The organism is Corallococcus sp. M7 (assembly GCF_054512695.1).
In genome coordinates, this window is record NZ_CM137252.1 from 6,036,070 (window position 1) to 6,062,622 (window position 26,553).

The following is a 26,553-nucleotide window of genomic DNA, read 5'->3' on the forward strand; positions in this document are numbered from 1 at the left end:
GCGCGGATGCTCAACCGGCGCGGTGCGCCTTCCAGGCCGCGTGGAAGCGCGCCAGGGACTCCGCCAGCTCCAGCGGTTGGGCCTTCAGCTCCGTGCGCACCTTGTCCGTCTTGAGGCCGCTTCGCAGCGGCCGGGGGCTGGCCAGCTTCAGGTCCGCCATCCGCGTCGGGGTGATCAGCGACGCGTCGAAGCCGAACACCTCGCAGAGCGCCTTGCCGAAGCCGACCCGGTCGATGACCGTGCCACCACAGGTGTTCCACACGCCACCCAGCCGCCGCTCACCCAGCTCCACCAGCATGGCGGCCACGCTGTCCGCGAAGCTGGGGGACACGACCTGGTCCTCGAAGAGCTTCACCGGCTGGCCCTTCTCCAGGGCCCCCACCAGCCACGCTCCGAAGTTGGGACGCCCCGCCGCGGGCCAGCCGTACACCACCGCCGTGCGCGCGATGGCGCAGCCCGGCACGAAGACGCGCGCGGCCTGCTCGGCCATGTGCTTGGTCAGCGCGTACACGCCGCGCGGGTTGGGCAGCGCGTCCTCCGAATACGGCCCCGCGTCCCCGTCGAAGACGTAGTCCGTGGAGACGTGCACCAGGTGCGCGCCCGCGGCCTTCGCGGCCCGGGCCACCGCCGCCGTGGCGTGGACGTTCGCCGCGTAGGCCGCGTCCGGGTCCTTCTCACACGCGTCCACCTCCGTCATGGAGGCGGGGTGGATGATGGCCTCCGGACGGGCCTGGGCGATGGCCGCGGCCACGTCCTGCTCGCGCGTGAGGTCCACCTCCACGTAGCCGTGCGTGCCGCCCGTGCGCCGGGGACCACGCCCCAGGCCCACCACCTCGTGACCGCGCTCGGTCAGCTGCGCGCAGACGCGGCTGCCCACCAGGCCGTTGGCCCCCGTGACGAGAAAGCGCATGGTGCTAGCCCCGCCCCTGCAGACGGGCCTTGTACTGGGTGTCGAAGTACTGGCGGTAGGCGCCGCTGGTGACGCGCTCCCACCAGGCGCGGTTCTCCACGTACCAGGTCACCGTCTCCGCCAGCCCCTGCTCGAAGGTGTGCTTCGGCTGGTAGCCCAGCTCGGTGCGGATCTTCGTGGGGTCGATGGCGTAGCGGCGGTCATGGCCGGGCCGGTCCGCCACGTACTGGATGAGCGACTCGGGCTTTTTCAGGAGGCCCAGGATGCCCTTGACGATCTCGATGTTGCGGCGCTCGGAGCCGCCGCCGATGTTGTAGACCTCGCCCGCGCGGCCCTTCTCCAGCGCCACCAGCAGGCCCTGGCAGTGGTCGTCCACGTGGAGCCAGTCGCGCACGTTGGCGCCGTCGCCGTAGACGGGCAGCGGCTTGTCGTGCAGCGCGTTCACCACCATCAGCGGGATGAGCTTCTCCGGGAACTGGTAGCGGCCGTAGTTGTTCGAGCAGCGCGTCACCACCACGTCCATCTTGAACGTGTGGTGGTAGGCCAGCGCGATCAGGTCCGAGGACGTCTTGGAGGCCGAGTACGGGCTGGAGGGCTGCAGCGGAGAGGTCTCCGTGAAGGCGCCCGTGGGGCCCAGCGAGCCGTAGACCTCATCGGTGGAGACCATCAGGAAGCGCTTCACGCCCCGGGCGCGGCAGGCCTCCAGGAGCTGCTGGGTGCCCAGCACGTTGGTGTTGATGAACACCTCCGGGCCCAGGATGGAGCGGTCCACGTGGCTTTCGGCCGCCAGGTGCATCACCGCGTCGACGCCGTGCTGGACGATGAGGTGTTCCACCAGCTCCCGGTTGCCGATGTCGCCGCGCACGAAGACGTGCTTCGGGTCGCCTTCCAGGTCGGCGAGGGTCTCGAGGTTGCCCGCGTACGTGAGCTTGTCGAGGTTGATGATCTTCCAGTCGGGCCGCTCGCGGCGGAGGTACTTCACCAGGTTGGAACCGATGAAGCCGCAGCCACCTGTCACCAGGACGTTCATTGACACGCCACCACTCGGACTACGGGAGAAAGCGCCCTCCGTAGCGGAGGGACGGATCCCCGTCAAGGCAGGCGCGCGACCACTTGTGGCCGGTGCGGGCCAGGGGTAAATGCCATGGCCAACGTGAGCCTCTGGAACAGCAAGCGAGGGACCGCGTCCTCGAGCGCCGGAGCGGTCCACCAGCTCGTGCCTCGGCTGGCCTGGGGCGACGCCGTGGGCAACCAGGTGCGCTACCTGCGCGACCTCCTGCGCGGGTGGGGGTACGCGTCGGAGATCTACGCGGAGCAGTGGGACGAGGCGTGCCGCGACGATGTGCGCCCCGCCCTGGAATACGCCCGCGACGCGGGACGGGACACGGCGCTCCTCGTCCACCACAGCTTCGAGTCGCGGCTGGTGCCGCTGGTGGCCAAGGCGAAGGGGCGCAAGGCGCTGCTGTACCACAACGTCACGCCCGAGCGGTTCTTCGAGGGCACCGACCGCCACGTCGCCCGCGGCTGCATGCTGGCGCGCGAGGAGCTGCTCCAGCTGCGCGAGCACGTGACGCACGCCTGGGCCTACTCGCACTTCAGCGTGGAGGAGCTGTCCGCCGCGGGGTTCCCTGACGCGAGCGTCCTGCCCTTCGCGGTGGACTGGAACGCGTTCAACGTGCCGCCGGACGCGGCCCTGCGCGAGCAGGTGGCGGACGGCTGCGCCAATGTGCTCTTCGTGGGCCGCACCGTGCCCAGCAAGCGGCTGGAGGACGTGCTGCGCGTCTTCACCGCCTACCAGCGCCTGTACCAGCCCAAGAGCCGGCTGCTGGTGGCGGGGACGCTCTACAGCAGCGCGCCCTATGACGCGTCCGTGCTGGCGCTGCGCGAGCAGCTGGGCCCGGATCGCGTGGTGTTCCTGGGGCGGGTGGACGCCGCCCAGCTGTCCGCGTGCTTCGCCTCCGCCACCGCGTACCTGTCCATGAGCCGCCACGAGGGCTTCGGCGTGCCGCTGCTGGAGGCCATGTACCGGGGCGTGCCGGTGGTGGCCTACGGCGCCGCGGCGGTGCCGGAGACCATGGGCGGCGCGGGCCTCACCACCCTGTCGGATGACCCCTCGCAGGTGGCGGGGCTCCTGGCGGTACTGGAGCGCGACCCCGCCCTGCGCGCGCGGGTGGTGGAGGCGCAGCGCCAGCGCCTGGCGTCCCTGGACCAGCAGTCCGTGGCCCAGCGCGTGCGCGAGGCGCTCATGCCCTTCATCCAGGGGGACGCGCCCCCTGCCCGTCCGCCCGCCGGGCCCGCCGTCACCGTCGTGTGCCCGGGCTTCGACGCCGCGCCGGATGCGCCCATGTCCCGGCTGGCGCGCGCGGTGGTGGACCGGCTGCCGGACGCGAGCCTGTGGACGGTGCGCCGCCAGGTGCTGCCCCTGCGACTGGCTCCACTCGATGAGCGCGAGGGCGTGACGCGGGTGCGGCGCTTCACGCCGGACGAGCCCACCTTCGGCGTGGATGGGCCCAGCCCGCCGTCGTCGTCGCTGGAGACGGGCGTGCGGTGCGCCTCCGGGCCGTTGCTGTTCGCGGGCGCTGGTGAAGAGGTGGCCCGGCGCACGGTGTCGCGGCTCCCCGCGGACACGCGCGTCGCGGGCGTCTGGGAGCCGCGCCGCGCGCCGGACGCGGGCGTGCGGCAGGTCCTGGGAACAAGGCTGTGGGAGCTCACCCCGGGGCGCGACCTGACGTCACTGGCGGCGGAGCTGGCAAGAGAGCTGGACGTGGGAGGACGCCCGCATGCGCGCTGAGGACCTCATCACCGACGACCCCACCGTGAAGGCGGTGCTGGAGTCACTGGAGCGGCTGCCCACGCCCGAGCCCGAGAAGGTGGAGGCGCTGCGCCGGCGCCTCGCCGCCACCCAGGCCCCGGCCACCAGCGCCGCGTGGCCGCCGTTCCTGGAGGGCGCGCGGCTGAAGCGCGACGCGCGCTACGCGGATCCGCCTTCGTCCCACCGGCCCCTGGTAGGGCCCGCGCTGGTGATGGCCAAGCGCGCCTTCCGGCTGGCCTTCCAGCCCTTCATCAACGAGGCGCTCCGGCGGCAGGTGGAGTTCAACGAGGCCATCCTGGACGCGCTCATGCTCATCCACGAGCACCAGCGCGTGCAGGCGCGCACGCAGTCCCTGTGGCGCCAGGAGGTGGAGCGCCAGTTGGAGCAGCTGACGTCGCGCCTGCCTCCAGCCGCGCCGGAGCCCACGTCGGAGCCGTCGCCGGAGCCCGTTGGGGAGCCGCCACGCCGGGCACCCTCCCGGCGTCGTGGCCGGTAGCCCTCTTCAGGGCAGCGGCTTCTTCACCTCCAGGATCCACACCGCCTCCAGGCAGGAGGGATCCAGGAAGACCATCCGGATGTTGAAGGGCAGGCCCAGCTGATCTCGGGCCACGGTGAACAGCTCGAACATCTCGGTGAGCGTCCACACATGGAAGTGGATGTTGACGCGATCCCGGATGAAGGCCTCCGTCAGGTGGGCCAGCTCCTCGCCCTCCTTCCGGTCGATGATGCGCAGCCACTCGTCATAGTGGGCGCGCCGCGAGCCCTCCGGCCCCTTCAGGTAGTCCTCCACGACGTGCGCCGTGGGGGTGATGGCCCGGGGCAGGTCGAAGGTGAAGCGCTTGTCCGGGATGGCCATGAAGAGGATGCCTCCGGGCCGCAGGACCCGGATGAAGTTCTTCACCGTGCCAATGGGATTCTCGCAGTGCTCCAGGACGTGGTTGGCGATGACGAAGTCCTGGGACTCCGCCGCCACCGTGCCCAGCTCCTCGCCGTTGTCGATGATGTCCGGCGTGACGATGCGGTCGGCCACTTCCGGGAAACGGGAGCGCAGCACCTCGACGGGCGCCACGTCCACATAGCGGGCCCGCGCCCCGGCGGGCAGCTTCGTGGGATTGCACAGGGGGCCAATCTCCAGGCCCTCGCCGCGCAGGTAGTGGGCCGCGATGAGCTCCCGGGTGAGCGGCGGCGCCACGGGGGGCGGCGGCGCCGCGGGGACCGGCTCCACGGGCACTGGCGGTGGCGGCTCCACGGGGGCCGGAGGCATCCAACGCGAACGGAGTGACGCCAGCTGGTTCTCCGTGCGCGTCAGCCCCGTGTGGAGCTGGGAGCGCACGGCGGCCTTCATCGAGGGAGGAATCAGGGCCTTGAGCTGGGACAGACGCATGGGGTGCCTCCGGTGTTTTCAGCGTTGGGTGGCCGCGGCGCCGCCCTCCTTGCGGGGCGTGCTTCGCGCGGCGGGCGGAGTCACCAGGCCGGACAGGAGCGCACGCAGCTCCCGGGCCTGGGTGACGTAGTCGCGCACGGCGGCGCGCTGGGGGTTCTGGTACCGCGCCAGACGCTCCGGGTGAGCCATCAGCTCGCGCAGCACGCGGCGGTAGCCTTCGGCGTCCCCCATCTCCAGGACGTTGCCGTTGACGCCCTCCACGATGTCCTCGCTGACGCCGCCCGACGCCGTGGTGACCACCCACACGTTCCGGGCCAGGGCCTCGCGCACCGCCAGCCCGAAGCTCTCCTTCCACTGCGAAGGCATCAGCAGCACGTCCACTCCGTCGAAGAAGGTGTCCAGTCCGTCCTGATCATACGGAGGCACCACCTCCACCTGGCCCTTCACCTTCCATTCCTTCGCGTCGATGGAGGCCGACCCCATGCGCAGCTGGATGTCGGTCATCTTCAGGACCCAGTTGGACTCCGGCACGGACTCCAGGAGGTCCTTGAGCCAGAAGTACCCCTTGTGGACCGCGCGGCCGCCCAGGTAGGCGAAGCGCACCGGGGTGTTCGCGGGGCGAGCGGCGCGCTCGCGGTTGGGCATCAGCACGCCGTTCTTGTTCACGACGATGCGCTCCGGCGCGACGCCGTTGGCGATGTAGAGCTGGCGCTGGAACTCGCTGGGAGTCATCAGCAGGGCCGCGCCGTCCAGCACCTTGCGCAGGGCGAACGTGCGCGTGAAGGTGTAGCGCGAGTCCGGCACGCACTTGGAGCACACCCGCAGGTCGATGCCCTTCTGGTTGCAGTACGTCTTGTCCTCGCGGACCATGAACTGCCGCTCGCACAGCCACCACGCGTCATGCAGGGTGATGGTGTACGGGATTCCCTCCGCGACGCACGCCGTGGCGAGCGCGGAGCTCAAGAGCTGGATGGAGTGGAAGTGCACCACGTCCGGGCGCACCGCCTTGAGCACCTGGGTGAAGGTCTCCCCGATGCGCGGGTTCTGGTACTCCTGGGCGCGGTCGGTCTGGGGCGGCACCTGGGTGGCGATGACCGGCAGGCCCAGCGCCTCGTAGCGCACCACCGAATAGGCGGGCAGCGGCGAGCTCAGGATGCCGGTGAACACGGTGACGTCGCAGCCCTCCTCCTTCAGCCGGTGCGCCACCTGCTCCGCGACGATGGTGGCCCCGCCGAAGCTCAAGGGCGCGAAGAGGATGTTGGCCTCCAGCACCTTGAGGCGCGGAGGCGGCGCGGGCGGCAGGTGCTGGAGGATGGGCTGGAGCCGCTCCGTGGCCACCACCGCGGGGTGGTAGCGCGCCATCACGCTGCGGTGGGCCTCCTCGCCCATGCGCTTGCGCAGCGACGCGTCCTCCACCAGCGCGGAGAGCGCGGACTCCCACTCCTCACGCGTGGTGGCGATGAAGCCGTTGTTGCCGTGGTCGATGATCTCCCGGAACGGCCCGGCGCCAGAGCAGACCGCGGGCACGCGGAAGATGGACGCCTCGATGAACTTGATGTTGCTCTTGGCGTCGTTGAAGACCGTCTGCTCCAGCGGCGCGATGGAGATCTGCCAGGACGCGAGCGCGCGCAGGTAGTCGTCCGCGTCCAGGAACGGGATGCGGAAGACGCGGTCGGAGAAGCGCTGGAAGCCCTCTGGCAGCTCCAGGAAGCCGTGGATGGCCAGGCGCACGTTCGGATGGCGCTCCATCACCGCGAGGATGGCGTCCGCGGCGATGGTGAAGTCGGCGTCGTGCGTGCGCGTGCCGCTGCCGTAACCGATGGTGACCGTGTCCGCGTCCACCACGGGCGGGCGCACTTCCATCTCCCGGACCAGCTCCAGGATGCCTTCGTCCAGGCAGTTCTCGACGACGTAGACCTTGCCGGAGATGACCTTGGCCATCTCCCTCGCGATGGTGGGCGTGCTCGCGATGGCGTGCTCACACAGGCTGAGCGCCTTGCGGTAGAGCTTCGCGCCGTTGAGCAGCAGCTCGCGCTCGGCGGCGGGCAGCCGCTGCACGTTGGAGTTCAGCCGGTACTCCTCCTCATCGAAGATGAGGTCGTCGACGTCGAAGAAGTGCGGGATGCCCAGGCGCTTGGTCTCCGCGAGCAGCACCTCCACGTCAGGGAAGGCGGGCACGCGGTAGTAGATGACCAGGCCGTGGAACTGGAGTGCGGCCTTGCACTCCGCGTGGTCGGTCCAGCGCAGGACGGTGACGTCGTAGCCCAGCCGCTGGAACATCGCGACCTTCTGATCCACGCGGTAGCGCTTGCACTGGGGCAGCGACAGCTCCGCGATGATGAGGATGCGCCGGCCCTGGCTGGCCTGGGAGATCTGCGTCAGCGGCGCGGTCCACGGAGCCGGAGGCTCGGGCGGCGCGCTCGGGGCGGGGGCCGGGGCCGCGATCGCCGCGGTGGGGGCGACGGGGGCGGCCGGCGTGAGGGCGGCCCTGGCGGCGCGCAGCGCCTGGAGCGCGCTCTGCTTCGCGGGCAGCTTGATCAGCTTCGCGCCCACCTTGTGCAGCGTGCCCTTGCTCTTCTGGTAGAGGTGGCCGCGCTTCGTGCCAGGGGGCAGCACGCGCTCGCGCATGGCCCAGTAGCGGTTGATGGCCTTCCAGGCGAGGCTGCCGTTGATGTGCGCCAGCTCCGAGCCCTGGCGCGCCACGTGCGCATCCAGTTCGAAGATGCGGGCGTTCTTGCGGCCCAGCTCCTCCTGGAGCATCCGCTGGCTCAGGTCCAGCCGCGCGATCCGGCGTTCGGACTCGCGCAGGGTCTGCGCGGCGTCCAGCGCCTGCTCACGGGCGGCATCCAGCTCCTCCTGGAGCCGTTGCGCTTGAAGCGCCTGGTCCGCGACCTGCCGCTCCTTCTCACCGTAGGCGTTGAGCAGGTGCTGCTCGTGCAGTTGGAGCGTCAGGCGAGAGCCCAGCGTGGCGAAGGCCTGCCGCACGTGTTCGCGCTCCGCGTCCCGGGTGCTCGTCAGGGCCTTCATCCCCTCCGGCTGCTCCGGGCCCACGGCGAGCACGCCCAGACCGTAGCCGTGCTCGAACTCGAAGGAGGGATACTGGTTCCGGAGCTCCTCCCACAGCCGCCAGACACCGAAGCCGCGCTCGCGCGTATGGGTGTCGTGGAAGAGGACGACGCCGCGCGCGCTCAGCTTGGGGCGCCAGCGCTCGAAGTCCGCCTTCACCTGGGCGTATTCGTGACAGCCGTCGATGTGGAGCAGGTCGATGGAGCCGTCCGCGAAGTGGCTCACGGCCTCGTCGAAGGTCATCGCGTGCAGTTGGGAGAACCGGCTGTAGAGCGGGTCATGGTGCGCGCGCAGGTCCGCGAGCACGTCCGGTCCGTAGAAGCCCGCGTGCGGGTCGCCCTTCCACGTGTCCACCGCGTGGCAGCGCGTCTCCAGCTTCAGCGCGTCCACCGCCTGGCAGAACGCGGAGTAGGAGACGCCGGTGTGCGTTCCTAGCTCCACCAGCGTCGCGGGACGCAGCAGGTCCACCAGGAACATCGCGAAGGGGACGTGCTCCACCCAGGCGGAGGAAGCCAGCAACCGCAGGGGCTGCGTCAGGCAGAGGGGGTGTTCCAGGGGATTGAGCTGTGAATGCATGGTCGTGGCGTCCGGAAGGCCGACCCTCGCAGCAGGCAAGGCACGCCCCCCTCTCCTTGGCGGATGTCCTCCATGTCATCCCCCTCCGGGAGCGTCAAGGCTGGCAGGCCGCCCGCCCCCCTTGGGAGGAGGCGCGTTCGTTGTTCTTTTCTACGGTGTCTGGACGAAGTCGAGGCGCGGATGGCCGGAAGGGTCGACCCGTCCCGCGCGAGCCCATGTTTCACGCAGCCGGGCCGCATCGTGGGAAGCCGCGTGTGTGCCATTCCGCGAACGGGTGCGCACGAGTCGCGCGTGGGGTGCGTAGAGGACGCGCAGTCCGGCTTCGCCCGCGCGCAGGCACAGGTCCACGCCCCGGGCCTCGTCGGACGTGAAGGCCGCGTCCCAACCTCCAAGTGACGCCAGGACGTCGCGGCGGATCATCGCGCAGGCGCTGGAGACGGCGCGCACGTCGCGCGGCCAATGCGAGCCACCGAATGCGCCGAGTGTGGGATCGAGCATCCCCGCGAAGGGGCGCAGCACGCGGCCCTCGGCGTCGAAGCGCAGCCCTGCCTCCAGCACCTGCCCCGAGGGCGAGACGATGCGCGCGCCCACCACGCCGACGTCGCGGCGCAACGCCTGCGATGCGAGTTCCCGCAGCCATCCCGATCCGGTCGGGAGCGTACCGGCCTCCAGGACGAGGATGAGCTCGCCACGGGCCTCGCGGAGCAACTGGTTCGCCACGGCGCCCGGGGACGCGGCCGCGTCCACCTGGACGTGGATGACGTTGCTGGTGGAGGACGCGCCGGGAGACACGACGGGGATGCGGAGCTCCACGTCCAGGTCGTCCGTGAAGGCGAGGAGCGCCGCGAGCTCAGCCTCGCCAGGCGTTTCCGACAGCAGCACGGACACCCTTGGGCGGCCCACGAGCGGGTGGCGGATCCGGTACAGCCCGGGGGCGACGGTCTCCGCCGAGCCGCCCTCCCCCATGCGCGCCAGGTGCTCCGCCACGGCCCTGCGGCCCGCTTCGGAGGCGGCGGGCTTCGCGCTGGCGTCCGTGGCCGTGGAGCCGGGCAGTGTCCGCCAGTGATAGAGCACGCGGGGGATGTGCTCGAAGCGCTGCGTGCGCTCCATCAGGCGCAGGAGCAGGTCGTGATCCTGCGCTCCCTCGAAGCCCGTGCGGATGCCTCCCACGTCGCGCAGCAGCGATGCACGCACCACGAGGAAGTGGCACACGTAGTTCACCGCGCGCAGCAACTCCGGGGACAGCGCGGGCTTCAGGTAGGGCGCGAAGCGCAGGCCCTGCGCGTTCACCTTGTCCTCGTCCGAGTAGACGACGTCCGCGTCCGGCGCCTCTCCCAGCCGCAGCGCGACCTCGGCCAACGCGTGCGGCGCGAGCAGGTCGTCGTGGTCGAGGAAGCCCACGTACTCCCCGGTGGCCAGGGCCAGCGCGGCGTTGGTCGCGCGGGCGATGCCCTGGTTCGACGCCAGCCGCTCGAAGCGGATCCGCGCGTCCCCGGCAGCGGCCTCACGCAGCGTGTCCGCCACCGCCGCCGAGCGCGAGCCGTCATCCACGATGCACAGCTCCCAGTGCGGGTAGATCTGTGCGCGCACGGACGCGATGCATGCGCGGAGGACGTCCACGGGCGTCTCCCAGGCGGGAGTGATCAGGCTGATCCGCGGCTGGCATTCCAGCCGGGCCAATGCGGCGGTCGCGGCGCGGACCTCACGGTCCTCCTGCGCCAAGGCCTCGCGCGTGTACGTCTCGGGTGCGGGAAACAGCACGGCGGGACGGGCCGCGCCCAACAGGTGCCGCAGCAGGCGGACGGTCGCGTGATTGAAGGCGACCTGCCGCCGCCACAGCTCGCGCCACAGGGGCAGGCCCACTACGCTGGTCTCTTGCGACAGCACGTCGCAACGGGCCTCCAGGGAGTTCAATGCCTCGGCGGCGCCGTCGGTCCGAAGGGGCCACCCGGCCCTGGAGAGCAGGGCCACGACCGCGAGGTTCCAGGTCCGCTGCGCCTCCAGCCCCGGCACGGAGGGAAGCCACCGGCCCACCGCGCCCACGGGCCGCGGATCCGCGAGTCGCGTGAGCTCCTCGCGGGCCAGCTGCGACAGCGTCTGTTCCGGTTGCTGGATCAACGCCCACAGCCGCAGGTCGAAGCGCAGCTGGCGGTCCAGCATCCACCGCTGCAAGGGCGAAAGCCCCCGCGTCCCCCACCGTTTGGCGGACGTGATGACCGGGCCCCAACGTGCGCGGTGCGACCGCGGTACGTCGAAGCCCAGCACCTCGACGAAGTCATCGTGCGGCGGATGCGCTCGGACGCCGGGCTGTCCCGACGCAGCCTTCGCGGCGGAGGATGGCTTCCGGTCGGCAGCGTCCAACGACATGGCCTCCACGACGGAAGATGACTTCCGGTCGGCAGCGTCCAACGACATGGCCTCCTCGACGGAAGATGACTTCCGGTCGGCCGCGTCCAACGTCATGGCGTCCTCGACAGAGGATGGCTTCCGGTTCGCCGCGTCCAACGTCATGGCCGCCTCGACGAAGGATGGCTTCCGGTCGGCTGGGTCCAACGTCATGGCCTCCTCGACAGAGGATGGCTTCCGGTCGGCCGCATCCAACGTCATGGCCGCCTCGACGGAGGATTGCTTCTGGTCGGCTGGGTCCAACGTCATGGCCTCCTCGGCGGAGGATGGCTTCCGGTCGGCAGCGTCCAACGACATGGCCTCCTCGACGGAGGATTGCTTCCGGTCGGCAGCGTCCAACGTCATGGCCTCGCCGTCCGTCTCCCGCAGGTCCTCGCTGTCGGGGGTGCCCATCGGCTTAGCGTCCGCCGTCGGGTTTGAGCCGGTTCGCCAGGGCTCGGAGCGTGCCGTGGACCCAGGGGATGCCGTGGACTCGAGCGTTCAGCGCGTCCACCACCCGATGCCGGAACTCACGGGCCTGGAGCGTCTCCTCGCGGATCCTCGCCACGGTGTCCACCCAGGCATCCAGCGGACGCACCAGCCAGGTCCCCGGCGTCACGGCGACGGGCCTCGGCTCTTGCGGCCCGCGCACCTCGCACGAGGCGATGCCGCCCAGGAACACCGGAGGGAACAGCGCCCCCATCCGCGCGGGCAGGTCCGCGAGCCCCGACTCCATCGCCACCGGGAAGGGCCCGATGCGGCTCCGGTCGATGACCATTGCGTGGACGAGCTCCGGGTGGACCACCAGGTGTTCCACCTCCAACCGGTCGCCCAGCGGGAACGGCACCTTCGCGCGCACGTAGGGCGGAGTCCCCTCACCGGATGCCCACTCGGTGCGGAACGCCCGCGCCAACGCCCAGGCCTCGCGGCCCGTTTGGAGCGCGCGCACCAACTCCACGTAGTGGCGCGGGTACACCACGCACCGCGCATCCACGAACGCCAGATACTGTCCCCGGGCCTCGCGCACGGCCTCCGCGTACAGGGCTCCCGCGGGCGCTCGAACGGTGCGCGCCTGGAACGATCCCAACCTGCCGTAGCGCTCCAGCGCCGCCTCCGCGGCGGACAGGTCCACGCCCTCGGGCGCCGCGAGCAGCAGCTCCAACGGCTGCTGCTCCTGACAGGCCAACGCGAAGAGCGTCTCATCCAGCGCCGCGTCCCGCGTCCCCTGCTCCACCGTGACGACGACGCTGAGCAGCCCCGCCACCGGCGCGCGCACGGGCCCGTCCGGTACCGCGACGTAGAGCCCCTCCTCCACCTGCGTGGACGGCGACAACTGGACCAGCAGCGCCCGCAGCGCCTGCGCCGTGTCCTCCGCCAGCGCCGTGCCTCCGGACGCGTACGGCACCACCTCGCGGTGCGCCACGCGGTAGCCCGCCTCGGCCAGCCGCCGCAGCATCCGCTGTTCGGAGAGCCCCGCGCGCACCGGCGCCTCACCCGTCAGCGCGCCCAGCAGCGCCCGCGCCGAGCCCGCGTTGCGCAGGCTGAACACCAGCTCCGTCCCCGGCGCCTCGCGCCGCAGCGCTTCCAGCCCGTGTTCCAGCACCCGCTCGACCGCGTCGCCCTCCAGCACCACCAGCGCCGGCACAGGCCCCCTGCCCCGCTTCCACTCCGGCCCCGGCAGCTCCCGCACGGTGCCGCCCCGCGCACGCAGGGCCTCCGCCAGCGCTGGCGACGCGCCCACCAGGGTCACCGCCGCGCCCGCGCCCGCACGCGACAACACCAACTCCATCCACCGCGCGGACACGGCGGACGGGGGCGCCGCATCGGAAAGAGCGTTCACCAGCGCCTCCGAGCGAACTCCAGGTGGTGCCTGAAGTCCGCGATGCCCGCGAGCTTGCGCCCGGGCTTGACGATGTCGGGCGTCCGGAACGGCTCGCCGCCCAGCTGCGCGTACTCCCGCAGGCGGGCATTCATGAAGCCCGCATCCCCGTACTTCGCCCCGAGCAGGGCCGCGCTGCGGCGGACCATCCGCTCGCGCACCGGACTCTCCTCGCGGGTGACGGTGTAGTGGTGCACCAGCGCGGCGGGCGCCACCCGGATGGACAACCCGGACGCCCTCGCTCGCCACGACAGGTCCACGTCCTCGCAGTACATGAAGAAGCGCTCGTCGAAGCCTCCCACGCGCGCGTGCAGCTTCTTCGTCACCAGCAGCACGCAGCCGCTGCACCAGGGCGTCTCGCCCGTCGACGGATGGTACGGTTTGGGGTGCTCGTCCGGGAACAGCCGGGCCTCCACCAGCCCCGTGTCCTCCCGCTGATCCGCCTCACGCGCAAGCTCCCGCACGCAGTCCGGGTGCAGCAGCCCGTCCGGGTTCACGCAGACGTAGTACCGCGCCCGGCCCGAACCGAAGGCCTCCGCCATCATCCGGTTGTGCGCGGCCCCGAAGCCCAGGTTCCTCCCGGCGTGCCGGTAGTCCGCGTCCGCGTCCAACCGCATCACCCGCGCGCGCAGCGAGTCGTCCGGCGAGTTGTCCAGCCACACGACCCGGAACGCGGGCGCACCCGGAGCCTCGCGGTTCCACCGGAGCGACTCCCACAGCCGCTCCAGCTCCCGCTCCGGGTTCCGGTAAAGCACGATGCCCAGCCAGATGCCCGGCCTCCCCCCATTCGCCGAAGCAGGGCCGCTCACGATCCGACGTCTCGCACCGGCGCCACGCGAGCCGCGGCGCCCTCCACGATCCACCGGTGCGGAGGCCGCGTCACGCCGCCGTCTTGCACGTTGGAGCGCACCTCGAAGGCGCACGCCGCCTCGTGTTTCTCCCGCACCTGCCCCGCCCGGTCGCGCACCACCACCGTGAACGTGTAGCGCCCGGCGATGAGGCCCAGCCGGTCCACCACGAAGCGCACGGTCCCGCTGCCGGACGCCGCCGCGCAGAAGGGCACCTCCTCCGCGAACGTGTCCGTGGCGTGCACCAGCACCCCGTCCGCCCGGGTGAGCTCCAGCCCCAGGCCCAGCTCCGGCGCGGGCGTGCGCGCGGTGTACGCCACGCTCAGCTCCAGGCCCTCCTCGGTGTCCACGAACTCCACCGCCGCCCCGTCCCGGTTCCGCAGCCGCACCGCGTCCACGGTGAGCGGGGACGGCTCCGCCTGGGGCGCCGCCAGCGACGGCAGCGCACCGCCATCCGACGCCAGCGCGGGCGACTCCATGGACATGCCGCGCTCCTCCGCCAGCTCCACCGCGCGGCGGTAGCTGCGGATGACGTCCGCGGGCGGACCGAACTCGCGGATGCGCCCGGCGTCGATCCACGCGCCCAGGTCGCACCAGCGCTCCAGCGTCCCCAGGTCGTGGGTGACGATGACGATGGTCTTCCCGGCCCGTTTGAACTCCGTCATCTTCGCCAGGCTCTTCTTGCCGAAGTGCTCGTCACCGACGGCGAGGATCTCGTCGATGATGAGGATGTCCGGATCCACGTGCGTGGCCACGGAGAACGCCAGGCGCATGTACATGCCGCTGGAGTAGGTGCGCACCGGCTCGTCGATGAAGTCGCCCAGCTCGCTGAAGGCGATGATCTCCTCCATGCGCGCCTTCACCTCCGCGCGCGACATCCCCAGGATGATGCCGTTGATGAGGATGTTCTCCCGGCCGGAGAAGTCCGGGTGGAAGCCCGCGCCCAGGTCCAACAGCGCGCTGATGCGCCCGTTGATGTCGATGGTGCCCGTGGTCGGCGTGTAGATGCCGGAGATGAGCTTGAGCAGCGTGCTCTTGCCAGAGCCGTTGCGCCCGATGATGCCCACCGTCTTGCCGCGGGGCACCACCAGGTCGATGCCCCGGAGCGCTTCGATCATGGACTTGCCGTCCGTGTCGCGCTGGCCACGCAGGAGGCGGATGAGCTCCGACTTGATGGTGGTGTACTCGCGCCGGATGGTGCTCTTCCGGAAGCTCTTCACCACATTGCGGAGCACGATGGCGTCCGGAGACGCGATGGCGCTGGTCATATGAACTCCGCGAAGTCCTCGCGGCGGCGCTCGAAGATGCCCGCGGCGATCCACAGCAGCGCCAGGGAGATGCCCATCCACATCAGGAGCGGGCCGGGCTGCGGCAGCTGGTGGTCGTAGAAGATGGCCTGGTAGGACGTCACCATCACCGCCATGGGGTTGAGCAGCACGAGCGGCGACTGGGCCGCGTCCGGCAGCGAGTCCACCCGGTAGAACACCGGCGTGACGAAGAACCACATCGTCAGCAGGTTGGCGATGATCTGCTGCAGGTCCCGGAACGTCACGTTGAGCGCGGACACGATGTAGACCAGCGCCACCGTCATGCACAGCTGGGTGAGCAGCACCACCGGGAAGGCCACCACGTGCCAGGTGGGCACGTAGCCCAGGATCAACCCCAGCCCCACCATCAGCGGCAGGGACAGCACGTAGTTGCACAGGTTCGTCACCACCACCGTGGCCGGCAGCACCTGCGCGGGGAAGCGCACCTTGGTGAGCAGGTCGCGCCGGTCGCTGATGGCGCTGGCCCCGCCGCCCAGGGACGTGGCGAACCAGATCCACGGCAAGAGCCCCACGAAGACGAAGAACGTGTACGCGGGGATCTTCTGCCGCATGTAGACGGTGAAGAGCAGCGAGTAGACGCCCATCTGGAGCAGCGGGTTGAGGAACGTCCAGAAGAAGCCGAGCACCGAGTTCCGGTACCGCGCCTTCAGCTCGCGCTGGGTCAGGCTGAGCAGGAGGCCCCGGTACTGGTAGAGCTCACGGAGGTTGCGAAGCATGCGGCGCCATCCATACCTCATGCCCCCGGAAGGTGTCAGGCATGGGACTCCAGCCATCCACGCGAAAGCCCGTCTGGTCGCCAGGCCTCGCGCCCCCTCCGAGAGGCCATTTCGCAAAAGAAAAAGGCCCCCTGGTTTCCCAGAGGGCCTTTGATTGGAGCGGGAAAAGGGATTTGAACCCTCGACCCTCGCCTTGGCAAGGCGATGCTCTACCGCTGAGCTATTCCCGCATCAGGTACTGCGGTGCTGCGTGCTTCGTTTGGAGCGGGAAAAGGGATTTGAACCCTCGACCCTCGCCTTGGCAAGGCGATGCTCTACCGCTGAGCTATTCCCGCATCAGGTACCGCGTTGTTGCTTGCCACCCGCCGGTCGGTGCCGCGCCGGAGGTGGGGTGCGATATACAGAGGCCTCCCGAACACGTCAAACACTTTTCGCATCCGGATCCGTGCTGCCCCGGCGGGCGAGCATGTTGAGGAACGCGCGGAAGTAGACGACCGCGCTCCACACGGAGAACGCACCGGACAGGTACACCAGCACCTTGCCCACCTGGTTGTAGTCCACGGTGACGGTGCGGAAGCCCATGTCCAGCGGGTGCACGTAGTGGACGCACAGGGAGATGATCCCCACCAGTTGGAGGGACGTCTTCCACTTCCCCTCCTGCCCCGCGGCGATGACCATGCCTTCACTGGCGGCGATGGTGCGCAGGCCGGTGACGATGAACTCGCGGGCGAGCAGCACGATGACGACCCAGGCGGCGATGCGGCCCAGGCGCACCATCATCACCAGGGCGGCCATGGCGATGAGCTTGTCCGCCAGCGGATCCATGAACTTGCCCACCACGGTGATGAGGTTCCAGCGGCGGGCCAGATAGCCGTCAATCACGTCGGTGATGGCGGCCACGGCGAACACCAGGGCGGCCAGCAGCGAGTGCAGCGGATCCGCGTCGTACGTGAGCCAGACGAACACGGGGATGAGGAGGATGCGCCCCAGCGTCAGCATGTTGGGCAGGTTCCAGAACTCCTGCACCAGGATGCTGGGACGGCGGGACGCGCGGCGGCGGGCCCGCTCCTCGCGCTTGCGCTGCTTCCTGAGGGCTCGCTCGGTGGCCATGGGCGCGCGTTCTACCGGACCCCGAGTGCGATGAGGGCAAATCCTTCACCGCCCAGCTCCACCGCCGCCTTCAGTGTCTCCCCGCCAGCGGAGGTCACGAGCGGCACCACGCGGGGCGTGAGGTTGCCCACCCAGCCCACCAGGTGCGTGAGGGGCACCGTCGCCGGCTGGTCCATGGTTACCGGCACCGAGCGCAGCGGGCCCGTCAGGCTGAGCAGCACCCGCCCCTGCCCTCGCAGGTGCACCAGGTCCAGGTCCTGGGCCAGGTCCGACGGCACGCGGCCGTTCTCGAAGACGACGGGCTCCTCGAAGGCAAAGACGCACGCGTCGCGCAGGTAGACGGACTCGTCGTCCAGGGTGACCGCCACCCACTGCCGCCCGGACACGGGCTCCAGGTGCAGCGTCCCCTGCCCCCGGGCGCGAACCATGGCCTGGTCGCCCTCGCCAAAGGGCTTGTCCGTGGCCCGGCCCCGGAAGCGCTTCATCTCCGGCTCGAAGGTGACCTGGCCACGCACGGCGACCAGCCCCTCCAGGCGCGTGAGCAGCTCGCCTTCCACCGCGAGCGCCAGCGTGGACGCGCTCTGGGTGAAGGACTGGCCCGGCGCCGCGCCCGGCAGCGCCACCGAGGGCACCCACGCGGTGAGCACGGGAGGAGTCGCGCCCGTTCCGGCGTCCGTCGCGGAAGACGGCTCGGCGGCGCGGGTCAGCGGGATGGGCTCGGCGGGCCGGGCCACCGGAAGCGCCCCGGCGGGCCGGGTCGTGGCGGGCGGCTCGCTCGTGGCCAGCGCGGCGAAGGTCTCCGCGAAGGCGTCGCCGGGCTCCGACTCCAGGTCGGACGCGAGGACGGGCGGCTCCTCGGAGACCTCGATCTCCTCCGACACCGGCGTGGGCGGCAGCTCGTCGGCGACCTCGACGTCGGCCCCGGAGGTGTCCGCGTCCGTGGTGGCGGCGAGCTCCGCGTCCTCCTCGTAGGTGCTCGCGCCGGCGGCGAGGCTGGGGTCCTCGTCCTCCTGGACCTGGACCTGGACCTGGACCTGGACCTGGGCCGCGGCGCGCGAGGTGTACGCGTGTTCATCCGTGGGAGCGGGTGGGCCCTCATCCTCCGCGAAGCGCAGGTCGTCGTCCGGCGCCTTCGCGGCGGCCTGGGGCGGCGGCGCCGCGGCCGTGCGAGGACTCCGGGGCGCCTCATCCAGACCGAACTGGGCGCCCCAGTCACTCTCTCCAGAGGAGGACGCGGGCGCGGGCAGCGCGGCGGTCTCGTCCTCCTCGCGCGGACGGGCCGCGGGCGCGGGGGGCGCGGGCGGTCGGCTGTAGCCCTCCCCCGCGATGGCGCGCGACATCTTCTCCGCCATGGCGTCGCTGCCGGACAGCAGGAAATGCTCGCGCGCGCGGCCGTACTCGCCCATCTGGGCGAAGGTGAGGCCCAGGTAGTTGTGGGCCTTCTTGTGGTCCGGGGCCAGGTCGGTGGCCGTCTCGAACTCGCGCGCCGCGCGCTGGAGCGCGTTCGTCTTCAGGTAGACGAGCCCCAGGTTCACCCGCAGCGTGGGGTCCACCGGGTTGTCCCGCACGAGCATCTCGTACAGGTCCGCGGCGCGGTCGAAGAGGCCCAGCTTGAAATACGTCAGGCCCAGGAGGTTCTGGGCCTTCTCGTGGCGCGGCTGGAGCTGGTGCGCACGCTCCAGGAAGTCCTTCGCTTCGGTGACCTTGCCGGCGCCCAGCAGCTCGCTTCCGCGCTGGAGCTGCTGCAGGAACTCCTCGTCAGCGGGGCCCGGCGACTTCGTCCCCTTCGTGCGCGTCGTCATTCTCGGATGTGGGCTCACGGCTGCTGGCCTCGGCCTGGGCGAGCCGCTCGCGCTCCTTGTAGTGGTAGTAGAGCTGGAGGACCTTGCGCACGTATTCCTGCGTCTCGGCGTACGGCGGCACCTGGCCTCCGTACTTCTTCACCGCGTCCGGTCCAGCGTTGTACGCGGCGACCATCTTCACCATGTCGCCGTCGAACATGTTGGCCAGCACGCGCAGGTAGCGGACGCCGCCCTCGATGTTGTCCTTCGAGTCGAAGATGTCCTTCACGTACATGTCCGACGCGGTGCCCGGCATGAGCTGCATCAGCCCGCTGGCGCCCTTGTGGCTGAGCGCGTTCGGATTGAAGTTGCTCTCCGTGTGCATGATGGCGCGCACCAGCGCCGGCGGGATGCGGTAGCGCAGCGCCGCGTTGGTGATGTGCGGATCCAGCTCCGCGGGCGTCCGCGAGCGGCCGCGCACGGGCGCGGACTTGGCCGGCGCGGACGTGAAGGTCCCGGACAGCTTGCGGGCCTTGCGCGCGCCGCCGGGCGGCACGTTCGTGTAGACGATGGTGCCGTCCTTCTCCACGTAGCTGTAGATGCCGTCGGCGGCGGCCGGGGAGGCGGCGGTCAGCAGGACGACGAGGGCGGTCAGGACACGCATGGCGGCGGGCGAAACCTTAGACAACGCCCGGAAAGTCCTCAAGAAAACGCCTTGTTTCCAGCACTTACCGCCATTAAGGCTGTTGGCCATGCCCCATCGGTTTGATTTCCTGGTCATGGGCGGCGGCGTGGCCGGACTGTCGTTCGCCCTGCAGGCGGCCCGGCACGGCACGGTCGCCGTGCTCACCAAGCGCGAGCGCGGCGAGGGAAACACCGCCTACGCCCAGGGGGGCATCGCCGGCGTGCTGTCCCCCACGGACAGCTTCGACGCGCACATCGACGACACGCTCGTCGCGGGCGCGGGCCTGTGCCACCGCGACGCGGTGGAGGTGACGGTGCGGGAGGGGCCCGCGCGCCTCAAGGAACTGGTGGCGCTGGGCGCGGCCTTTGATCAACGCGGCGGCGAGTTCGACCTCACGCGCGAGGGCGGCCACTCCGCCCGCCGGATCATCCACGCGGGCGACATCACCGGCCGCGAGGTGCAGCGCGCGCTGCTGGCCGCGTGCGACGAGCAGCCCAACATCACCTTCTTCCAGAACACGGCCGCCATCGACCTCATCCTGGACCGGCGTCCGCACATGCCGGCCGGCAGCAGGTGCCTGGGCGCGTACGCGCTGATGGAGGACGGCTCCATCGAGCGCTTCCTCTCCAAGGTGACGGTGCTGGCCACGGGCGGCGCGGGCAAGGTGTATCTCTACACCTCCAACCCGGACGTCGCGACGGGCGACGGCGTGGCCATGGCGTACCGCGCGGGCGCGCGCGTGGCGAACATGGAGTTCTACCAGTTCCACCCCACGTGCCTCTTCCATCCAGAGGCCAAGAGCTTCCTGATCAGCGAGGCGCTGCGCGGCGAGGGCGGCAAGCTGCGGCTCAAGGGCGGCCAGACGTTCATGGACCGCTACCACCCCATGAAGGACCTGGCCCCGCGCGACGTGGTGGCGCGCGCCATCGACGCGGAGCTCAAGCGCACGGGCAACGACTGCGTCTACCTGGACATGACGCACCTGGGCCGCGCGTACCTCACCGAGCGCTTCCCCAACATCTACGCCACCTGCAAGACCTTCAACATCGACATGGCCGTGCAGCCCATCCCCGTGGTGCCCGCGGCCCACTACCAGTGCGGCGGCGTGGTGACGGACCTGCACGGGCGCACCAACATCCCGGGCCTCTACGCCATCGGCGAGGTGTCCTGCACCGGCCTGCACGGCGCCAACCGGCTCGCGTCCAACTCGCTGCTGGAGGGCCTGGTGTTCGGCCACCGCGCGGTGCAGGTGGCGTCGGAGGAGCTGGCGTCGCTGACGCTGCCGAAGGAGGACCCGCCGGCCTGGGACTCCGGCAGCGCGGTGGACTCCGACGAGAGCGTGGTCGTCACCCACAACTGGGATGAGATCCGCCGGCTGATGTGGAACTACGTGGGCATCGTCCGCACGGACAAGCGGCTGATGCGCGCGCGGCGGCGGCTGGAGCTCCTGCGCGAGGAGATCCGCGACTACTACTGGCGCTTCAAGGTCACCCGCGACGTCATCGAGCTGCGCAACATCGCGGAGGTGGCGCACCTCATCGTGGACTGCGCGAGCCGCCGCAAGGAGAGCCGGGGCCTGCACTACACCCTGGACTACCCGCACACGGACGAGCACCAGGGCACGCGCGACACCGTCCTCTCCCGGGAGCTGTGAGCACCCATGTCCCGTCCGCGCCGCATGCTGGATGACCTCCCCGGCCCCTCCGGGCTGGGAGACGACTCGCAGGAAGACGCGCAGCGCCCCCGGGATGGCGGCGGTCCCCCGCCGGGCCAGCCCCAGCGCGCGCAGCCCACGCCCTACATCAGCTTCGCCGTCATCGCGGGCGCGGTGGTGATGTTCGTCGTCAGCCGGTCCCTGGGCCGGCCGCTCGTCATCGACGGGACGAACTACGGCATCGTGGGGCCGCTCGCGCTCTATGGGCCGTGGGTCCAGGCGGGCGAGTACTGGCGCCTGTTGGGCATGGTGTTCGAGCACGGCGGCGCGATGCACCTGCTCTTCAACATGCTCGCCGTCTATTCGCTGGGCGCGTCGCTGGAGCGCGGCATCGGGAGCCTGAGGTTCCTGGGGCTGTCGCTCGTCACCGCGCTGGGCGGCTCCGCGTTCGCGCTCTTCTTCAACTTCGACACCGTGACGGTGGGCGCGTCCGGAATGATTCTCGGTTGGGGCGGCGCGATGCTGCCCATCCTCACCCAGCAGGGCCGCCGGGAGCACATGTTCTGGCTGGTGCAGGTGGCGGTCATCAGCCTGCTGCCCGGGGTGAGCTGGGCGGGGCACCTGGGCGGCTTCGTCTTCGGCCTGCCGTGCGGCATGGCCCTGCGCCTGGGCCCGAAGGTCTACGCGCGCGCCATCCCCGTCCTGCTGTTCATCGCCGCGGCGCTGGCCGTGGTCGCCGCCCATCCCGGGCGCCTTGGAGGCCTCTGACGATGGCTGAATCCCCCGTGCGCAGCGTCTGCGTCTTCTGTGGCTCGCGCTCCGGCGTGCGCGCCGAGTACCGCGAGGCGGCATCCCGGATGGGCGCCGCGCTGGCGAAGCGGGGCCTGACGCTCGTCTACGGCGGCGCCAGCGTGGGGTTGATGGGCGCGGTGGCGGACGCGGTCATCGCCAACGGCGGCAAGGCCGTGGGCGTGCTGCCCCACTTCATGGACGCGAAGGAGCTGGCCCACCCGCGGCTGACGGAGCTGCACCGGGTGGACTCCATGCACTCGCGCAAGGCGCTGATGGCCGAGCGCTCGGACGCCTTCGTCGCCCTGCCCGGCGGCTTCGGCACGCTGGATGAGCTCTTTGAAATCGTCACCTGGGCGCAGCTGGGCCTGCACAGGAAGCCCATGGGCCTGTTGGACGTGGACGGCTTCTTCCAGCCGCTGCTCGCGATGGCGAAGCAGATGGTGGAGGCGGGCTTCGTCCCGGAGACGCAGGGCACGCCCTTCGCGGTGAATGCCTCGCCGGACGCGCTCCTGGACCGCCTGCTCGCGGGGCCCACGATGCCGCTCACGTCGAAGTGGCTGAAGGACGGCCAGCAGACCTGAGGGCCGTCCTTCGCCGCGTTCAGCGCGCGTGGACCTTCAGCTCCGCGTTCCCCAGCGACGAGGCGACGCGGAGCATCACCTGCTCGGTGCCCTCCGGGATGACGGGCTGGCCGTTGGCGAAGGCCTTGGGGAAGCGCACGCGGTAGCCCACCCAGAAGAGGCTGGCGTAGGGGTAGTAGGCGCGCACGTTGAGGTCCGCCCGGCCCAGGCGGCGGATCTCCGTGGGCGTGATTTCCCCTGCCGGCGTCACCAGCGCGATCCGCCAGATGCTGTTGCGGTGGGCGAAGTCGTCGTAGCGGTAGTCGTTGACGTGCACCGCCAGGAAGAACTCGTGGAACTTCGCCGCGTCGGCCTGTTCCTCTTCCAGCAGCTGCTCCACCTTCGCCGCGGGCAGCGTCTGGAAGATGGCGCGGCGGTGGATGCGGGCCTCGCGGAAGGCGGGCGTCTGGAACGTGGCCCCCGCGAAGACGCGCGTGTCGAAGCCGTCGTAGATCTCCTTGCGGTCCGAGTACCGGTCCAGCACCGAGAGGTAGGCGGACTCCTGCTTCGGATCATCCAGCGTGGGCGCGGGCTCTCCGACGATAGGGGGCGTGGTGGAGCAGCCCCCCAGCGCGCCCAGCAGCACCGCGGCCACCAGCAGCCTTCTCACGGGATGAAGTCCTTGCGCGTGAACAGCGTGGTGAGGCGGTGGCCGGCGGCCTCCACGGCCTCGCGTCCGCCCTCCAGCCGGTCCACCAGCGCGAAGGCGCCCAGCACCGTCAGGCCCTCCAGCTTCGCGCGCTCAATCGCCTTGAGCGTGGACGCGCCCGTGGTGACGACGTCCTCCACGATGGCCACCGGGGCGCCGGGGCCCAGCGCGGACAGGCCCTCAATCCACTGGCCGGTGCCGTGGCCCTTGGGCTCCTTGCGCACGATGAACGCGTGCAGGGGCTTCGCGCCGCCCTCCAGGAAGCTGGTCAGGCTCACCGCCGACGCGAGCGGATCCGCGCCCAGCGTCAGACCGCCCGCGGCCACCGCGGACGGAGCGTCGCGCCGGATGGCCTCCAGCAGCAGCCGGCCGATGAGGTAGTGGCCCTCGGCGAGCAGCGCCGTGCGCTTGCAGTCGATGTAGAAGTCCGACTCCTTGCCGGAGGAGAGCACCACGCGCCTGCGCTCGAAGGAGCGCTGCGTGAGCACCTCCAGGAGCCGGGCGCGGTCACGTTCGAGCGTTTCCGCCATGGCCTACAGACCCTCCAGGTACGCCACCAGCTGCGCCGAGTAGCGCAGCTGCATCAGCAGCTCCGCCTTGCGCGATTCGTCCAGCGCGGCGAACACGTCCGCGAGCAGCGACAGGTCCTGGTTGAGGGCGCCCATGCGCTGCGCGACGTCCACCGCCAGCTCGTCCGCGTCGATTTCCTCCTCGACGCCCTCCGGAGCCAGCGTCTCCTCGGTGGCGAGCGCCTTCTCCAGCATGTCGCGCACCGGCGCGGTCAGCCGGCCTTCGGCCTCCAGCGACGTGCGCTTGGCCTCCAGCACGTCGTGCTCCACCGGCGAGGCGTGGATGGCCTCCGCCAGGGACAGCAGGAGCGCGTCCTCGTCGGACAGCTCCTCGTGCACGCGCACCTGGACCTGGTCGCGCTTGAGGAAGCGCAGCGCCGCCACGCGCCGGAAGCCGCAGATGAGCTGGTAGCGGTCCTCGCCGTGCGGGCGCACGTCCACCGGGAACAGCTGGCCCAGCCGCGCCAGGTCCGTCGCCAGCTCGGACACGTCGCCCTCGTCCCGCAGGCGGAAGGTGGTGTCCTCCTCCAATCGCTCCAGCGGCAGCACCATCGCCGTCACCTGTCCCATCACGCGCGGCTCGATGGCCTGCGCGTGGGGCTCCCCTTCCGAAGTCGCCGCGCCGTCGTTGGCGCCCTGTTCCGAACCGTCCCCGGAGCCCGTGGAGCCCGCGTCCTCCTGGCTCGCACGGCTCGCCACGTCCCAGATGCCGGCGCTCAGGAGCGCGTCGTCCGCGCCCGACACCGGACCGGAGCGCGGCTCCGCCAACACGTCCTTCGCCTCGCCGCCACCGTCGCTGCCCGTGCCGGAGGCGTCCTGGACGCTCTCGCCCGAGGCCAGCTCCACGTAGCGGCCGGGGCCTTGAGTGGCCTCCGCGTCCGCCGGAGCGCTGATGCCCTCGCCCTGCGCTGCCACGCCTGCTCCTTCCGGCCCGCCAGCGTGCGGAGCTGCTTCGCCCGGCGTCGCGGCGTCCCCGGCGGGGGCCTCTCCGCGGGGCGTGCTTCTGGCTCACCGGAGGCTCCGGCGGCCGTGCTGGCCTCGGTCGCGCTCGCGGCGGCCTGCCCACCCTCTCCGGGCAGGTCGGTCTGCGCCCCACCCGCTTCAGCCTGGGGGGCACCTTCCGGCGTCACGTCTCCACTCGCGCCCTCGCCATGCTTCGGCGCGGACGCGTCAGCCGCGCCCTCCTGCTGGGACGGCGTCGCGTTCTCCCCAGGTGTGCCCGGCATCCCTTCCTGTCCCTCGGCCCTGTGCTCGGCGTCCATGGTGGCACCCCCGGTTGTTCCACCCCCGCGCCGCCGGAAACGACGGCGCGGCGGGCGGGCTTTAACGGGACTTCTTCACCACGACCTTCTTCTTCGCGCCAGCACCCATCACGCGGGGAACGGGCGCGCCAGCACTGCTCGCCTGCTCAGTGGCTGCCGGACGCGGAGGCTCCGGAGCCCGGGTCGTGGTGGCGGCGGGCGGCGGGGGCGGCGGCAGCGGCTTGGCCGACGGACGGGCCACGACGGTGGCCGGCGCCGTCGTCGCGGCCGGAGTGCGCGCGGGAGGCGGGGGCGGCGGCGTCGGGGCGGCGCGCGGCGGAGCGGCCGGCGGCGTCGGAGGACGCGGCGGGGTGGCGCCCGGACGCACCGTGGGGCGCGTCACCGCCTGGGGGCGGGCCACCGCGGGGCGCTCGGACGGCAGCCGGCCCGGTTCCACGTCGCCCATGTCCACGCGGCCGCGGAAGCTGGCCCCGTCCACGATGATGACGCGAGGGGCGCGGATGTCGCCCACCATGCGGCCTTCGCGGGTGAGCTCCACGCTCTCCGTGGCGTTGATGTTGCCCACCACCACGCCGCTGACGATGGCGTTCTTCACCGCCACGTTGGCCTTCACCACGCCGGACGGCTCCACGATGAGGGTGCGGCTGAGGGTGAGCTCACCCTCGACGCGCCCGCGGACCGTGAGGTCCTCGTCACCCGTGAGCCGACCGCTGATGAGGATGGAGGGCCCCACCACGGTGTTGTCGACGGCGTTGCCTGCAAGATCCTTCGCGGTCGCCACGGATCAGCGCTCCTTCATGTCCATGTCGACGTTGCCCTTGAAGGAGGCACCGTCGGCGATGAGGATGCGCGGGGCCTTGATGTCGCCCACCACGCGGCAGTCCGTCTTCAGCTCGACCTTGTCGCTGGCGGCGATGTTGCCCGTCACGCGGCCGGCGATCTCCACGTTCTGCGTCTCGATGTCCGCCTCGACGACGCCCGAGCCCTCCACGTAGAGGCTCTCCTTGAGGGAGATCTTCCCCTTCACGGTGCCCTGGATGACCAGGTCCTCGTCACCGGAAATCTCCCCGTCGATGACGATGCTCGAGCCAATGATCGTATTCGCCATGAGTGTGTCCGCCTTCTCGAAGCTGTGCGCGTGGGGGGCCGTGGGTCGGTCCCCGGTGGATGCTAGATGTCGTCCGGCAACTTCACGTCCATCTCGATGGAGCCGTTGAACACGGCGCCATCCTCGATGATGACCCGAGGGGCCTTGATGTCGCCCGCGACCTTCGCCGAGGCGTTGATGGCCACGCGCGTGGAGGCGTCGATGTTGCCGCTCGCCTCGCCGTTGATGGTCAGTTCCTCGGCGCGGATGTCCGCCTGCACCTTGCCGGTGCCCTCGATGGTGAGGTGGTTCTTCAGGGCGATCTGCCCCTCCACACGCCCTTCGATGACCAGGTCCCCTCCGCCCGTGAGGTTGCCCCTGATGACGATGCCCTTGCCAATGATGCCCGTTTCACCCTGTGCCATGAGGTGATCCTCGCC

At 70.9% G+C, this 26,553-nt stretch carries 23 protein-coding genes and 2 tRNA genes; 5 read left to right on the forward strand and 20 right to left on the reverse strand.

Translation table 11 applies throughout. The annotated features are described in order from the left end of the window. Positions 1–10: 10 nt before the first annotated feature. Complete coding sequence (locus ACX114_RS24075; protein WP_459288185.1) at positions 11–910, reverse strand: SDR family oxidoreductase; 900 nt, start codon at positions 908–910, stop codon at positions 11–13. Between the two features lie 4 nt (positions 911–914). Continuing rightward, positions 915–1,940 (reverse strand): dTDP-glucose 4,6-dehydratase, encoded by a 1,026-nt coding sequence (rfbB, locus tag ACX114_RS24080; protein ID WP_459300258.1) that lies wholly within the window; start codon positions 1,938–1,940, stop codon positions 915–917. A gap of 114 nt (positions 1,941–2,054) precedes the next feature. On the opposite strand from rfbB, the gene ACX114_RS24085 reads away from it, so the two are divergent. Both ACX114_RS24085 and ACX114_RS24090 read left to right on the forward strand, forming a co-directional pair. Further along, on the forward strand, positions 2,055–3,701 hold the full coding sequence (locus ACX114_RS24085; RefSeq protein ID WP_459288187.1) for a glycosyltransferase: 1,647 nt from the start codon (positions 2,055–2,057) through the stop codon (positions 3,699–3,701). Further along, positions 3,691–4,218 carry a hypothetical protein gene (locus ACX114_RS24090; RefSeq protein WP_459288189.1) on the forward strand — a complete coding sequence of 176 codons (528 nt, stop codon included), beginning with the start codon at positions 3,691–3,693 and terminating at the stop codon, positions 4,216–4,218. The genes ACX114_RS24085 and ACX114_RS24090 overlap by 11 nt, the downstream gene beginning before the upstream one ends. A gap of 6 nt (positions 4,219–4,224) precedes the next feature. Here the strand turns inward: ACX114_RS24090 and ACX114_RS24095 are convergent, their stop codons facing one another. From ACX114_RS24095 to ACX114_RS24150, 12 genes are all read right to left on the reverse strand, one after another. Beyond that, complete coding sequence (locus tag ACX114_RS24095; RefSeq protein WP_459288191.1) at positions 4,225–5,106, reverse strand: class I SAM-dependent methyltransferase; 882 nt, start codon at positions 5,104–5,106, stop codon at positions 4,225–4,227. 18 nt (positions 5,107–5,124) lie between these two features. Next, on the reverse strand, positions 5,125–8,748 hold the full coding sequence (locus ACX114_RS24100) for a glycosyltransferase (RefSeq protein ID WP_459288193.1): 3,624 nt from the start codon (positions 8,746–8,748) through the stop codon (positions 5,125–5,127). Between the two features lie 150 nt (positions 8,749–8,898). Continuing rightward, positions 8,899–11,547, reverse strand: coding sequence for a glycosyltransferase (locus ACX114_RS24105; protein WP_459288195.1), 2,649 nt, complete (start codon positions 11,545–11,547; stop codon positions 8,899–8,901). Between the two features lie 4 nt (positions 11,548–11,551). Next, positions 11,552–12,973, reverse strand: coding sequence for a hypothetical protein (locus ACX114_RS24110; RefSeq protein ID WP_459288197.1), 1,422 nt, complete (start codon positions 12,971–12,973; stop codon positions 11,552–11,554). After that, positions 12,970–13,767, reverse strand: coding sequence for a glycosyltransferase family 2 protein (locus ACX114_RS24115; protein ID WP_459288199.1), 798 nt, complete (start codon positions 13,765–13,767; stop codon positions 12,970–12,972). The genes ACX114_RS24110 and ACX114_RS24115 overlap by 4 nt, the downstream gene beginning before the upstream one ends. Positions 13,768–13,817: 50 nt before the next feature. After that, the gene (locus ACX114_RS24120) at positions 13,818–15,128 is read right to left on the reverse strand and encodes an ABC transporter ATP-binding protein (RefSeq protein ID WP_459288201.1); all 1,311 of its coding nucleotides are present in this window, start codon (positions 15,126–15,128) and stop codon (positions 13,818–13,820) included. Next, positions 15,125–15,904 (reverse strand): ABC transporter permease, encoded by a 780-nt coding sequence (locus ACX114_RS24125; protein WP_459288203.1) that lies wholly within the window; start codon positions 15,902–15,904, stop codon positions 15,125–15,127. Before ACX114_RS24125 ends, ACX114_RS24120 begins: the two co-directional genes overlap by 4 nt. A 155-nt stretch (positions 15,905–16,059) precedes the next feature. Beyond that, positions 16,060–16,134: transfer RNA gene (locus tag ACX114_RS24130), tRNA-Gly, on the reverse strand. A gap of 30 nt (positions 16,135–16,164) precedes the next feature. After that, a tRNA-Gly gene (locus tag ACX114_RS24135) sits at positions 16,165–16,239 on the reverse strand. Positions 16,240–16,324: 85 nt separating this feature from the next. Further along, positions 16,325–17,014 carry a CDP-diacylglycerol--glycerol-3-phosphate 3-phosphatidyltransferase gene (gene pgsA / locus ACX114_RS24140; protein WP_459288205.1) on the reverse strand — a complete coding sequence of 230 codons (690 nt, stop codon included), beginning with the start codon at positions 17,012–17,014 and terminating at the stop codon, positions 16,325–16,327. Between the two features lie 11 nt (positions 17,015–17,025). Next, positions 17,026–18,816 carry a tetratricopeptide repeat protein gene (locus tag ACX114_RS24145; RefSeq protein ID WP_459288207.1) on the reverse strand — a complete coding sequence of 597 codons (1,791 nt, stop codon included), beginning with the start codon at positions 18,814–18,816 and terminating at the stop codon, positions 17,026–17,028. Then, positions 18,773–19,459: a lytic transglycosylase domain-containing protein gene (locus ACX114_RS24150; RefSeq protein ID WP_459288209.1), complete on the reverse strand. Its 687-nt coding sequence runs from the start codon at positions 19,457–19,459 to the stop codon at positions 18,773–18,775. The genes ACX114_RS24145 and ACX114_RS24150 overlap by 44 nt, the downstream gene beginning before the upstream one ends. Before the next feature lie 88 nt (positions 19,460–19,547). Here ACX114_RS24150 and nadB point away from each other — a divergent pair, with 88 nt between their 5' ends. From nadB to ACX114_RS24165, 3 genes are read left to right on the forward strand one after another with little or no spacing between them, the layout of a single operon-like run. Then, positions 19,548–21,134 carry an L-aspartate oxidase gene (gene nadB, locus ACX114_RS24155; protein WP_459288211.1) on the forward strand — a complete coding sequence of 529 codons (1,587 nt, stop codon included), beginning with the start codon at positions 19,548–19,550 and terminating at the stop codon, positions 21,132–21,134. A 6-nt stretch (positions 21,135–21,140) separates the two neighbouring features. Continuing rightward, positions 21,141–21,902 (forward strand): rhomboid family intramembrane serine protease, encoded by a 762-nt coding sequence (locus ACX114_RS24160; protein WP_459288213.1) that lies wholly within the window; start codon positions 21,141–21,143, stop codon positions 21,900–21,902. 2 nt (positions 21,903–21,904) lie between these two features. Beyond that, positions 21,905–22,507: an LOG family protein gene (locus ACX114_RS24165; protein ID WP_459288215.1), complete on the forward strand. Its 603-nt coding sequence runs from the start codon at positions 21,905–21,907 to the stop codon at positions 22,505–22,507. 19 nt (positions 22,508–22,526) lie between these two features. Here the strand turns inward: ACX114_RS24165 and ACX114_RS24170 are convergent, their stop codons facing one another. The 6 genes from ACX114_RS24170 to bacN all read right to left on the reverse strand — a co-directional run bounded on the left by ACX114_RS24170 (position 22,527) and on the right by bacN (position 26,538). Then, a complete protein-coding gene (locus ACX114_RS24170) occupies positions 22,527–23,156 on the reverse strand; it encodes a hypothetical protein (RefSeq protein ID WP_459288217.1) in 630 nt (209 codons plus the stop codon). Then, positions 23,153–23,725, reverse strand: coding sequence for an orotate phosphoribosyltransferase (gene pyrE, locus ACX114_RS24175; RefSeq protein WP_459288219.1), 573 nt, complete (start codon positions 23,723–23,725; stop codon positions 23,153–23,155). The genes ACX114_RS24170 and pyrE overlap by 4 nt, the downstream gene beginning before the upstream one ends. A gap of 3 nt (positions 23,726–23,728) precedes the next feature. After that, a complete protein-coding gene (locus ACX114_RS24180; RefSeq protein ID WP_459288221.1) occupies positions 23,729–24,679 on the reverse strand; it encodes a ParB/RepB/Spo0J family partition protein in 951 nt (316 codons plus the stop codon). Positions 24,680–25,087: 408 nt separating this feature from the next. Then, positions 25,088–25,807, reverse strand: a complete 720-nt coding sequence (locus tag ACX114_RS24185) for a bactofilin family protein (protein ID WP_459288223.1) — start codon at positions 25,805–25,807, stop codon at positions 25,088–25,090. Positions 25,808–25,810: 3 nt separating this feature from the next. Then, on the reverse strand, positions 25,811–26,134 hold the full coding sequence (locus ACX114_RS24190) for a bactofilin family protein (protein ID WP_120565586.1): 324 nt from the start codon (positions 26,132–26,134) through the stop codon (positions 25,811–25,813). A gap of 62 nt (positions 26,135–26,196) precedes the next feature. Then, positions 26,197–26,538 carry a bactofilin BacN gene (gene bacN, locus ACX114_RS24195; protein ID WP_014397642.1) on the reverse strand — a complete coding sequence of 114 codons (342 nt, stop codon included), beginning with the start codon at positions 26,536–26,538 and terminating at the stop codon, positions 26,197–26,199. Positions 26,539–26,553: the final 15 nt, after the last annotated feature.